12 protein-coding genes are annotated in these 12,094 nt (G+C 63.5%); 2 read left to right on the top strand and 10 right to left on the bottom strand.

Annotation, left to right across the window (positions count from 1 at the left end):
- Positions 1-12: 12 nt before the first annotated feature.
- From AB7008_RS19760 to AB7008_RS19715, 10 genes are all read right to left on the bottom strand, one after another.
- Positions 13-417, bottom strand: coding sequence for a hypothetical protein (locus AB7008_RS19760; RefSeq protein ID WP_441259351.1), 405 nt, complete (start codon positions 415-417; stop codon positions 13-15).
- Entirely contained in the window at positions 414-839 is a 426-nt protein-coding gene (locus tag AB7008_RS19755; RefSeq protein ID WP_441259350.1) for a hypothetical protein, read from the bottom strand. The genes AB7008_RS19760 and AB7008_RS19755 overlap by 4 nt, the downstream gene beginning before the upstream one ends.
- Before the next feature lie 13 nt (positions 840-852).
- Complete coding sequence (fumC, locus tag AB7008_RS19750) at positions 853-2,289, bottom strand: class II fumarate hydratase (RefSeq protein WP_441259349.1); 1,437 nt, start codon at positions 2,287-2,289, stop codon at positions 853-855.
- A 164-nt stretch (positions 2,290-2,453) separates the two neighbouring features.
- The gene (locus AB7008_RS19745) at positions 2,454-3,119 is read right to left on the bottom strand and encodes a YoaK family protein (protein WP_304493696.1); all 666 of its coding nucleotides are present in this window, start codon (positions 3,117-3,119) and stop codon (positions 2,454-2,456) included.
- Positions 3,120-3,137: 18 nt separating this feature from the next.
- Positions 3,138-3,974 (bottom strand): formate dehydrogenase accessory sulfurtransferase FdhD, encoded by an 837-nt coding sequence (gene fdhD, locus AB7008_RS19740; protein WP_441259348.1) that lies wholly within the window; start codon positions 3,972-3,974, stop codon positions 3,138-3,140.
- Positions 3,975-3,977: 3 nt separating this feature from the next.
- Positions 3,978-4,577, bottom strand: a complete 600-nt coding sequence (locus tag AB7008_RS19735) for an HdeD family acid-resistance protein (protein ID WP_441259347.1) — start codon at positions 4,575-4,577, stop codon at positions 3,978-3,980.
- Positions 4,578-4,715: 138 nt separating this feature from the next.
- Entirely contained in the window at positions 4,716-5,339 is a 624-nt protein-coding gene (locus tag AB7008_RS19730) for a histidine kinase dimerization/phosphoacceptor domain -containing protein (RefSeq protein WP_441259346.1), read from the bottom strand.
- A gap of 38 nt (positions 5,340-5,377) precedes the next feature.
- A complete protein-coding gene (locus tag AB7008_RS19725; protein WP_014496358.1) occupies positions 5,378-5,878 on the bottom strand; it encodes a Dps family protein in 501 nt (166 codons plus the stop codon).
- 122 nt (positions 5,879-6,000) lie between these two features.
- Positions 6,001-6,564, bottom strand: coding sequence for a cytochrome b (locus tag AB7008_RS19720; RefSeq protein ID WP_441259345.1), 564 nt, complete (start codon positions 6,562-6,564; stop codon positions 6,001-6,003).
- Positions 6,561-7,613: a catalase family peroxidase gene (locus AB7008_RS19715; protein WP_441259344.1), complete on the bottom strand. Its 1,053-nt coding sequence runs from the start codon at positions 7,611-7,613 to the stop codon at positions 6,561-6,563. Before AB7008_RS19715 ends, AB7008_RS19720 begins: the two co-directional genes overlap by 4 nt.
- A gap of 356 nt (positions 7,614-7,969) precedes the next feature.
- On the opposite strand from AB7008_RS19715, the gene AB7008_RS19710 reads away from it, so the two are divergent.
- A complete protein-coding gene (locus tag AB7008_RS19710) occupies positions 7,970-8,863 on the top strand; it encodes an SDR family NAD(P)-dependent oxidoreductase (RefSeq protein ID WP_441259343.1) in 894 nt (297 codons plus the stop codon).
- 230 nt (positions 8,864-9,093) lie between these two features.
- Complete coding sequence (locus tag AB7008_RS19705) at positions 9,094-11,997, top strand: ATP-binding protein (protein WP_441259342.1); 2,904 nt, start codon at positions 9,094-9,096, stop codon at positions 11,995-11,997.
- Positions 11,998-12,094 lie beyond the last annotated feature (97 nt).

Below are 12,094 nucleotides of genomic sequence, written 5' to 3'. Positions count from 1 at the left end.
TGGATGGTTCGATCAGGCCCGGGCCGATTGCCGCGTCTTGGCGCGGAACGGTACGTCCGCTCCCGGCCGCAGGATCACGTAGGCACGGCGCCAGGACGAATCGTCGGTCAATTTCCAGCTATGCCCCGAACCGGCAGTGTCTTCGGCCAGCAGGACGTTGCCGGGGTGGAGCAGGAAGTGGTGGCCGTCACGCGTCTGGAAATCGAGCGTTCCGCTCAGCGTGATCACCAGTTGCCGGATCGGCGCGGTGTGCCAGGCGAACGCACCGCCCGATTCCGTTTCCTGAAAGGAGACGCTGGCGGCATCGATCTTTCCTGTCAGGAAGTCGCCGCGCTGCCCGGGCTCCAGCTCGAGGAAGCCTTCCTCGAAATGCGAGTTGTTGTCCTCTCCGGTCCAAAGGCGCACACAGCGGATCATCGGATCTCTCCTTGCATTGCGGATGCGTCGCCTGCGCGGCGCGGTACGGACCGGAACGGCACCTCGGCGTCCGGCTCGAAAACCGTGTAGAGGCGGCGCCACGGCGCCGCGTCGGTCATGGTCCAATTGTGGCCCGTCCCGCTGGTATCTTCCGTGAACAGGACATCGCCCGGGCGCAACGTAAAGCTTCCGTCCGCCGTTTGGAACCGTAGCGTCCCGCTCAGGGACATCACGAGCTGGCGCGCCGCGTCCGGATGCCAGCCGAGTTTCGGATCGGCATCCGTTTCGTGGAACGAGGCGGCAGCGATCCGAAGCTTTGCGCTGAGCGCATCGCCCCTCGCCCCGCGCGCGAGTTCGACGGCGCCATCCTCGAAGTGCGACTTGCCATCCGCCCCCGTCCAGAGTCTGACGCAACGGATCATTGCCGCCGCCCCTTCAGCCGGCCTTCGCGCCGATTGCGAGCGGCACCTTGATCTCGGCCACATAGGGCTTGACCATCTTGGCGGGATCCACGATGCGGTCGAACTCCGGCTCGGTCACGAAACCGAGCTTGAGCGCCGCCGACTTCAGCGTGAGATCGTTATCCATCGCATAGTGCGCGATCCGCGACGCCTTGTCGTAGCCGATCACGGGCGCCAGCGCCGTCACGAGCATCAGCGACCTCTCGACATACTCCTTGATCTTCCTGTGGTTCGGCTCGGTGCCCTCGACGAGGAAGGTACGGAAGTTGGTGCAACCATCGGTCAGGATGGTGACGGACTGCGCGATGTTTTGGATGATCAGCGGCTTGTAGACGTTCATTTCCAGATAGCCGCCGGCTCCGCCGAACCCGACGGCGACGTCGTTCGCCATTACCTGCACGGCGATCATCGTCAGCGCTTCGGCCTGCGTCGGGTTGACCTTGCCCGGCATGATCGACGAGCCCGGCTCGTTCTCGGGGATCAGCAATTCGGCAAAGCCCGCGCGCGGGCCGCAGGACATCAGACGGATGTCGTTCGCGATCTTGTAGAGCGACCCCGCGAGCGTGCGGAGCGTGCCGGATAGCTGCACCAGCGCGTCATGCGCCCCCTGGACGGCAAACTTGTTCGGTGCGCTGACGAAGGGCAGCCCGGTCAGCCGCGCGATTTCCGCGGCGACAGCCTCGGCGAAGCCCGGCGCGGCATTGATGCCGGTACCGACGGCCGTGCCGCCAAGGGCGAGCCGGAAGACACCCTTGAGCGCGTCGTCGATGCGCGCCAGATCGTCGGCGAGCATGCCGGCGTAGCCGGACCATTCCTGCCCGAGCGTCAGGGGGGTCGCGTCCTGCATGTGGGTTCGGCCGATCTTGACGACGTCGTCCCACTGGCTCGATTTTGCCGCGATTGCGTCGTGCAACGCCTCGACCGCGGGAACGAGCCGCTGGGTTACGTTCATCGCGGCTGCGATGTACATGGCCGAGGGAAAGCTGTCGTTTGACGATTGCGACATATTGACGTGATCGTTCGGGTGAACCGGGTGCTTGCTCCCGAGCGGCGTGCCCGCAAGCTGGCAGCATCGGTTCGAGATCACCTCGTTCACATTCATGTTGAACTGAGTTCCACTGCCGGTCATCCAGACGTGAAGCGGAAACATCTCCTGATGCTGGCCGGAGAGGATCTCGTCGCAGACATGCGCGATCAGCTTGTGGAGCTTGCCGTCGAGACGGCCGCCGCCGCAATTGGCGTTCGCGGCCGCCTTCTTCAGGATCGCGTAGGACTGGATCATTTCGCGCGGCATCAGGTCCTTGCCGATGCTGAAATGCTCGAGCGAACGTTGCGTCTGCGCCCCCCAGAGTTTGTCCGCGGCAACGTCCACTTCACCCAGGCTGTCCGTCTCTTTGCGAAGGTGGTTCATCCTTGCCTCTTGGTAATTGACGTCGGAAGGCCATCTCGGCGCTGTCGGAAACTGTACGCACCGCATGACGCGCACGCTTCCTTGAATGAACGTCCTTTTGTCGAATGGCATGGTGCGCGCTCCGCACCGTCAACGAACGAAGTCGTGGGACGCGGATCAACGGTTCAGCTTCGTAGCTGTGGCCGGCAGAGCCAAAGAACGCACACCGACGATGCGATCGGCAGGACTAGGCTCCAGGCGTGCAGCCATTTCGTCACACAGGCCCCGATGGCGGCCCCCGACAGGAACATCAGGCAGACCAGAAGCATGATCACAGTGCCGCGCGCCGCATCGCGATCGGACGCAACTGATTGATCGAGGGCACGGAGCATGTTGCCGGTGACGGTGACGGAGAGATATTTCCAGCGTTCGACCTGTCTGAAGCTGGCCGACTGCAGCGCTGCGCCGAAGGAGATTCCGAGGATCGTGATCATGTCCGGAATCCGATGAAACAACAGCATCACTGCGACCAGGCAGACGATCTCTCCGGCGAGGCAGAGCAGCGGCGCCTTGAGGCGGATTGCCAGCGATGCGCCGAGCAGAAAGGCGGCAAGCGGAAGAAGGTGATGGGTTGCCTGCCGCCATTGCCCGGACATGGCGTCGATGCCGAGGAAGATGACATTGCCGGTTTGCGAGCTTGCAAACACGCCGCCGAGCGAGAGCCATGTAAAGGCGTCGAGAAAGCCGCCCGTCATGCTCAGAAGAGACGCCACGAGGGCCGATCGCTCCGGAGCATGGACGACGCTTCCGGTCTCGGCGACCGGTTCCGGAGATACGGCTTGCATCGCCATGTGCGCCGGCCCGCGAGGTCAGCAGCCGGCGTGCGTTGCGGCCTCATCCGGCAGCAGAACGCGACGCGGGTGCGTGAATACGCCGTATCCATCATCGCGCGCGATCGCGAGCAGCGTGATCCCCGCTTCATCCGCGGTCTTGATCGCGAGTGCGGTGGGTGCGGATACGGCCACGATGACAGGTGCGCCGAGCATCGCCGCTTTCTGCACCATCTCGACCGAAACGCGGCTCGTCAGCAGCACCGCGCCATCGCACGCCGATCTCCCCTCGCGTATGATCGCGCCGGCGAGCTTGTCGAGCGCATTGTGCCGGCCGACGTCCTCTCTGACCAGGCCGATGCCGGCCCGCGGATGCCAGAAGGCCGCCGCGTGGACAGCCCGCGTTTGCTGATTCAGGACTTGGTGCGGAGAAAGGGCTTGCATGGCGCCCAGCAGGTCGCGCGCGTGAAAAACGATGCCCCGGCCCTTCACCCGCGCCGGCGCGCGGCGCGCCTGTTCGAGGCTTTCGATGCCGCATAGCCCGCAGCCAACGGGGCCGCTGATGGTTCGGCGCCGTGCAGCCAGGGACGCCGCGCGGTCGCCATCGAGCCACATCCGAACCTCGACGCCAAGGTCGTTCGAGATCAGCTCGATGCTGCTGATCTCGCTCGCGCGTTCGACGATGGCCTCGGTGATGCTGAAGCCGATGCCGAAATCCTCCAGATCTCCCGGCGTGCCCATCATCACCGCATGGGTCGAGCCGTTATAGGTGAGCGCGATCGCGGTCTCCTCGGCAACCAGCCGCGAGGTCGACTTCGTCTGACCGCCGCGCCAGGCAATCTCCCAATGCCGGGTGAATGTCGAGCCTTTCGCCATGACTCACACCGTCGCCGGCTGGGGCGAATGGCGGGACGCGCGGCTCTTGAGCGCGATCCCGAATGCGATGAATCCCCAACCCTGGAAGATCAAGTCGACGACCAGCATCACACCGAGCAGCCACAAGCCGATGGCGGGCCAAGCCGCAACCAGCATGACACCGACGCAGAAGGTCAGGACGCCCGCAGCCACGATCCAACGCCAGCCCGCGGCTGGCCGGATATGGAACCCGGCCCAGATCCTTATCACCCCGGCTACGACCAGGAAGGCACACACTGCGAGAGACAGCGTGAACGAAGCCAGGATCGGATCGTAGAGTATGATGGCTCCGGCGGCCGCATAGACGATCCCGGCCAGTAGCCAAAGCAGGAATCCCCGCAAGCCGCGCACTGAAAATGCTTGCACGATCTGGAAAATGCCGGCGACCGCCATGGTGGCCCCGATGACCAGTACGGACGCGAGGGTCGCCGCCATCAGATTGGCAGATGCAACACCGCCGAGGATCAGTTCGCCGACACCTAGCGCAACGAACCAACCCCATTTTCCGGTGATGGCGTGGATGGCCCATCCGAGCGAGGCCTTCGAGTTCGACATGTCCGTCATGGCTTGACCCTTGTTCGCACGACCGATCCGCAGATCGTGAATAGGGCAAGCGTATCGAGATCTGTCCCAACTCATCTTTCGAGGACGCAGCGATATTATTTGATCTGCACGATACGGATCGTTGCGCGAGGTTCGCGACTAGCGCGGGATGGTCACGACGGTCCTGAACCCGTCGGGGCCGCCGCGGACGTCGACGGTCCCGTGCAGACGCGCCGCAAGCGTCTCGACGATGGAGCGGTCCTCTTCCCGGTACCGACTTTCGTCAGACGAGCCGTTGTCCATGACGCTGCACGCAACCGACGTCGCCGTGAGCCATACTTCGAGACGAATGGCGCCTACCCCGCAGTGGGACACGTGGCGCACCGCACCGGTGATCAGTTCGAAGACGATCATTCCCAGCAGCCAGCAGCGCTCGGAGCTCATCTGCAGCGGATGCAGCAGCAGTGAGAGCGCAATACCCTTGGCTTCGAGGCTCGAGCGGCTGATCGAGCGGCACAATTGCTGAAGATAGGCCGCCAGATCGACGGTGGTGGTGAACTGCGGCATTTGCAGCGCATGGTGAAGTTGCGCATGACCTTCCAGCCGATCCTGCACGGAAACGAGGGTCGCCCTCGCTTCGATGCCGTCGCAACGATCGGCCGCCTGCGCCACCAAATCAATGGCCGAGGCGAGCTCGTCGTCGATCCGGTGCGCGAGCTCACGCAGTAGCAGGCGCTCCGCCTTGACGCCGCCATCCGGCAGGAGTTCCGAGAGGCTGCTCATCCTTCACCCGCCTCCCGGCTCAACCGCGTGCTTTGCGCTTACGAATTCTGGCCGCTTCGGCCGGTCTCATAGAGGAACCAGATGCGACGTTCCGTTTCGTCGATCCAGTTTTCCAGGACGCTCGCGGTGGCGACATCGCCGTATTCGTCGCAGAGCTCGTGGACCCGGCGCATTTCCCGCGTCAGCTGCTGGTTGTCGCTGCGCAGCTCGGCGAGCATATCCTGCGGGTCGACATAGTCGGCGTCATTGTCGAGAATGCGCTGCTCGCGCGAGATATGGCCGATCGAGCGTAGCGTCGTGCCGCCGATCTTGCGTGCGCGTTCGGCGATGTCGTCAGTCATGGCGAAGATCTGGTCGGCCTGCTCGTCGAGCATAAGGTGGTAGTCGCGAAAGTGGCTGCCCGACACGTGCCAGTGGAAATTCTTGGTCTTCAGGTAGAGCGCGAAAACGTCGGCAAGCAGCGCTCTCAGCGCGGCTGGAACGTCCCGGTTCGCATTCGCTCCGAGATCCGTCGGGCTTTGGAGGTCTGCTTTGGTCATGGTCGGCATCCTTGTTGGAGGTTGGAAACATCTACTGCTCGGTGCGCGAGGAATCTTTCCAGCGAGAAAGGTCCTTTTTGGATCGCACGCCTGCGAGGGGCGCCCGCCGGCGCGTAGCAGGTTCATTTCGTTTGGGTCACCCTGTCCCGCAGCGGCAGAAGCGACATCGATGCGAATACGCCATCGCGACGGATCAATGCGTGGAACAGCCCCGCCGCCAGATGCAGCAGCACGAGGGCAAAGAACGCGAAACCCAGATAGACGTGGGCATTCCAGAGCAGCGTGTGCATCAGATCGCTCTGCGGCAGCAGCGGGGGAATTCGGATCCCGCCATACAGGACGACCGGATAGGCCGCAGCCCAAAGCATGCCGAGGCCGAGCAACGGCATGACGATCATTAGGGCATACAAGAGCTGATGCGACAATCTTGCTCCCAACTTCATGGGTCTCGAAAGATCGGCCGGCAATGGCGGCGCACCGTAGTACAGTCGCAACGCCAGCCTGATCAGTACGAGGACCAGCAGGATGACTCCGATCGTCTTGTGGACCAGGATGAGCGGCAGATATTTCGGCGCGACGGTGGAGACCATGCCGACACCAATGAACAGCATGGCGAGGATGCAGACCGCCATCAGCCAGTGTAGAACGCGCTGGATCGGGGCAAAACGATGAGGAGCGCTGGTCATGGCTTGGCGGCCTCGGTTCGCGGATAGTCCCTGGCTTCGGCCGCACGCAGATCGTAGGATTTGCGGTAGACCGATGAGCGTGCAGCCGGGAACGGATCGTCCGACACCCGGATTCCCTGCGGCAGGACCGTCGGATCGAAATTGATGTCGCGGCATGGTCCATCGCGCTCCGGCTCGATCCGCTGCACGATCAGCGTTCCGACCTCAACCTTGCGACGGTTCTCCGGCCAGGCCTTGCTCGGGTCCGCGGTCGGATCACCGGGATCGGCGACGGTCGTGACCATGGTCCAGCGTTGCGGGCCGGCCGTGCGGACCCGCTCCACGATCTCCTGCTCGAGAAAATCCGGGCCGCGTTTTTCCAGATCGGCTTGCGAGACCGGCACGCCCTTCGCCATCGGCACCAGCGACCATCGCACCGCCCGCTCGCCGCCCTTCGCGTCCGTGAAGATGAAACTGTTGAGGCCGTTGTAGAAATCCTCGGCATAGCTCGTGGTCCAGGGCGCTGTCTTGGCCCAGGCTGCGAAGGCGGCAAATTCCGGATTTGCCTGGATGAAACTCTTCATCGCCTCTGGATCCTTCTTGCCGGATGCAATCAGCAGCTCGTGAAACGCCTGCGGCGTCGACACCGCAAAAACCGGCGGGTTGATCAGCGCCATCCGCCACTCTTCGCCGTCCGCCGCTGCGATCTGCAATCCCAAACCGCGCACGCGCACAGTCGCATCCACGGCGTGCGGGTCGGCTGTGCCAAGATTGAAGCGGCCCAGCGCCGGATACGCGCCTCGCTCGAAGACTCTGGCCTTCGAGAGCTCCGCACCGTTTCCATTCGCCTCGAATGTCCCGGTGAAGCAGATTCCCTTGGCATGATTTCGCCGATGCCCGAGCGGCGGGCCGCTCGGAGGCGTAAGCGCAGCGATCATCCGTTCCGGCGTCAGACGCCCCGGCGAGAGCCATCCCGCAGTGTATGCGAAGGCAGCCACGCCGCCGCCGACCACGGCCGCAATCAGGACGAGGGACCCAAGCCCCGAACGTGGTAGCTTGCCTTGATTCATCCGGTCTCCTTTGCGATGCGCAGACCGCCTGGCGATCGGGTGCGCGCGACGCTCTTGAGCGACGCAGCTTCCTTGTAGCCGGCGGCCAGGGCCCGATCTTTTCGAACCCACCGCCAATTTCGCGAAGGCACGCCTGAGCTGTCTTCCGCGTTCGCCGGACCCGGATCCGGCTTCGGGCATTCTCGAAATTTTTCGTGCGATTTGACAATCGATCGTGATGCCCGAAAAGACCCACCCTGCGCCCCGCCCTATTCCAGAAGCGCTTCGCACGATGGCGGCGGTCGACTCCCGAACGATGGACCGTGTCGCGACGGGGCCGCCAGCGCCGCAGAGGCTGGAATGCGATTGGGAATCGAATGAGCAAAGTGATCATCGTCACGGGTGCGGCAAACAGCATCGGACGAACCACCTGCCGGCAACTGATGCAGGCAGGCCACACGGTCTACGTTTCAAGCCGGGAAATGAGTGGCCCTATTGCGCAAGGGATCGAGGAGGCTGGATCAAATCCCGGCCAGTCCGGCCCCGATCTCCGCACGATCGAGTTCGACGTCTCTTCGGAATCCTCAGTGACCTCGGCCGTTGAGACCATCATCGCCGAAAGCAGCCGCCTCGACGTGGTCGTGCACAATGCCCGGCAAGTCGTTTACGGACCCGCAGAAGCCTTCACGCCGGAGCAGCTTGCCGAGCTCTACGATACCAACGTCCTGATCGCACAGCGCGTCAATCGCGCGGCATTGCCACAATTGCGCAAGCAGGGTCAGGGCTTGCTGATATGGATCACATCAAGCAGCGCGCGGGGCAGCTCGGTTCCGTTCCTCGGCGCCTGTGCTTCAACGGAAGCCGCCCTTGATTCATTGGCGCTCAGTTACGCCGGCGAACTCGCACGTTGGGGCGTCGAGACGACCATCATCGTTCCCGGCGCTCTCGGACCCGGCCACTATGTCCGCTCCGGCCGGCCGCAGGATACTGTTCGGGCGGAAGAATACGCGGATGGTCCGACCGCCGACGTGAGTGAAATCGCGCTTGCAGGACTCGCGCAGCTTTCGCCGAAGGACACGGCCCCACAAGATGTCGCAAGCACAGTTGCGAATGTCGTGAACATGCCGTTTGGACAACGTCCGCTGAAAGTTCATTTCGGCCCGGATGACGATGGGGCGGCAGCCGTCGACGCCGTCGCCGACCGGGCCCGCACGGAACTGTTCCGCCGGATCGGCCTGGAGGATCTTCTCAAGCCGGTGTTGATCCGATGAGATCATCCATCGGCGGAGATTTCCACAATCGACGGTCGTTTCCTGAAAAATCACGGCTCTCCCCGGAGCTCCCTGCCCTCCAGACGAAAGTGATCGGCGACATCCGTCGGTGATCCTTTACCGCGATAGTGCCGGATGTTACGTTTGAAGTTGCCACCGCGGTCACACGTTTCGGCCCGAGTTCAAGTCATAGAGTGCGACGAGTCGGTCGTCGGATTTGATATTTCCAAATGGTCCACCGCTGGCAGAGCAACGCCACAACAGCCACGACCGGACCCTCTCTTCAGGAGAGCTCCGCTCAAGAGATTTTCGTCTTTGGGTCATTTCGTCTGGACGCCTCGCGGAGACGGATCGAGAAAGATGGCGATCCGGTCCAACTGTCGGCTCGCGCATTTGACCTTCTGCTGACACTGATCCGGCATGCGGGCGAAGTCGTCAGCAAGGGCGATCTGATAGCCAGGACATGGCCTGACTCCAGCGTCGATGACAACAGCCTGCGCGTCCATATCGCAGCACTCCGCAAGGCGCTCGGGGACGGCAATGCCGGCGCCAAATATCTGAGCACGGTCTCGGGACAGGGTTATTGTTTCGTCGGTTCGGCCGCGATCCCGGCGCAAAATCAACCTGCACCGACCAAGCCTGTTCGCGCGCACAACCTGCCGGCACATCCCTGGCAGATGGTGGGCCGCGAGCAAACCATCCAGGATATATCGGAAAGGCTCAAGGCCCAGCGTTTCATCACGGTCGTCGGCCCGGGCGGCATCGGCAAGACGACGGTCGCTGTTTCCGCGGGCCACGCCCTTCTCGCCGAATTCGCCGGCCAGGTTCACTTCGTCAGTCTCGGCGAGACCCGCGATGCCGCTCTGGTACCGGCCATTGCAGCATCTTCGCTCGGGCTGCGGGCGCGATCGGACGATCCCTCAAACAACCTTGTGGCATTCCTGCGCGACCGGCGGATGCTGCTCATTCTGGATTGCTGCGAGCATGTCGTCGACGCCGCGGCGGCGCTGGCCGAACGGCTCTACCAAGAGGCACCGCAGCTGCACATCATGGCCACGAGCCGGGAGCTGCTGCGGGTCGAAGGCGAGCACACATATCGCCTCTCGCCTCTGACAAGCCCGCCGGAAAATGCCGTTCTGACGGCCGAGAGCGCGATTGCCTACCCCTCCATAAAGCTCTTCGTGGAGCGCGCGGCCGCAGCTGGAGGCGGGTTCGGATTGACGGATGCGAACGCGTCGGACGTCGGCAACCTCTGCTGTCGGCTCAACGGCATCCCGCTCGCGATCGAGCTCACCGCCGGCCATGTGACCGCCTACGGCGTCAAGGCCATGGTCCAACTCCTCGACAAGCACTTCAATCTGCTGTGGGAAGGACGACGCACGGCGCTGCCCCGGCATCGGACGCTTCGCGCAACCATCGAGTGGAGCTACGATCTTCTATCCGGGCCCGAACAGGTGGTTCTCAGCCAGCTATCCGTGTTCGTCGGCAGCTTCACCGCCGATGCCGCCCGAGCAATCGCCGGCAGCGATCCCACTAGCGACGACACGACCATGGCTGCGCTCGACAACCTCGTGGCCAAGTCGATGCTTGCCCTGAACCAGGGCTCGCGATCGACCCGCTACAGGCTCGCGGACGCGACGCGGGCCTACGCGCAGGAGAAGCTCGCCGCCAGCACCGACGCCGAAATCGTGCCGCTACGCCACGCGTCCTACTTTCGGGAATTGCTCGAAAAGAGGGCCGACGAGCCGAATGAAGGCCTGTCGTCGTTGGCCGATCAATTCGGCGACATACGCGGCGCGCTGGCGTGGTGCTTCTCGGATCGAGGCGACCGTAGAACCGGCGTCGGCCTCGCCGCCGCAGCAATCCCCCTCTTCTTCAAGCTGTCACTCTTCACCGAATGCCAGCTCTGGGTCACGCGCGCAATCGAAGCGCTTCATGAGACGGGCGGAGGTGTCAGGCACGACCTCGCACTTCATGCCGCACTGGCGTCGGCGCGGATGCTGACGGGACAAATCGACGAATTGGGCATCGGCTATCTCGACAGAGCGGTCCGGCTGGCCGAGACAATTGGCGATGTCGCCGGCCAAATCCGTCTGATTGGCCGACTGCATCTGCTCCAATTGCTGGTCGGCAATTTTGACGATGCGCTGGCCACCGCAAAGCGCGGCGAAGCGATTGCCCTCGCCAGCAGCGATTCCGTCGGGGTGGCGCGCATGCGCATGTTGCTCGGCACGTCGTGCCACTATCTGGGCGAGGTTGCCGCGTCCCGCTCGTACGTCGAAGCGGCGCTGTCCCATCCGGGCCTGGAAGGCGACTCTCGTGGCGGCCTGACATCCGATTACCCGAGGCGTCCTCAAATCACCCTCGCCCGCATCTTGTGGCTCGAGGGACATCCCGATCAGGCCACGGCGACGGCGCGCCAAGCCATCTCCGATGTGATCGCCCTCAACCATCCGACCATATTGTGCATAGCGCTGCCCTGGGCATTCGGTGTTTTCCTATGGAACGGGGATGTGGGGGTGTGCGAGGAGCACATTGACAGGCTCCTCGTGGAGACCCGCAAGCACAATCTCGCCACCCTCCAGACGGTCGGCGACGCCATGAAAGGCATTGCGCTGTTGGCCCGCGGCGAGAGTGATGTCGGACTGGCGATGCTGAACGGCTCCGTCAAGAAGCTGCAGAGCCAGCGCTACGGCGCGGCGGCCGGACTTTACGTGCCGCTCGCGGAAGCTCTCGCGGCGACAGGTCGTGGAGATGAAGCACTCGACATCCTCGATCAGGCGATTGCCCGGGGTCGGCGTCGCAACTTCATGGTGGAGATGCCGGACATGTTGCGGGCAAGGGCGGAAGTGCTGATCCGCAAGGACAATCCCGACTTCCTGGAGGCGGAGCGGAGCCTGGCGCAGTCACTTGACCTGGCCCGACATCAGGGGGCGCTCGGTTTTGAGTTGCGCACGGCAATCGGTCTTGCAGGGCTATTGCAGCGGCGGGGCCGACGCGGAGAAGCGCAAGACGTGCTCGCGCCCGTCTATGGACGATTCACCGAGGGGTTCGATACGCCCGTCCTGAAAGCGGCCAGCGAATTGCTGGCCGAATTGGCGTCTCCGTCTTCGGGCTCGCTCGCCGCCAGTTGATGGCTCCGCAAGGGGCGCGCCAAACCCATGATCGCAGTGGCTCAAGTCGTGGGGTGGCCGCGATGCCGTGCAATCCGGATAGAAGCGCGCGGCGTGG

It is taken from the genome of Bradyrhizobium sp. 521_C7_N1_3, assembly GCF_052075975.1.
GTDB classification, from domain to species: Bacteria; Pseudomonadota; Alphaproteobacteria; order Rhizobiales; family Xanthobacteraceae; genus Bradyrhizobium; species Bradyrhizobium japonicum.
The sequence above is the reverse complement of the archived record's forward strand: the minus strand, read 5'-3'. Positions and strand labels throughout refer to the sequence as shown.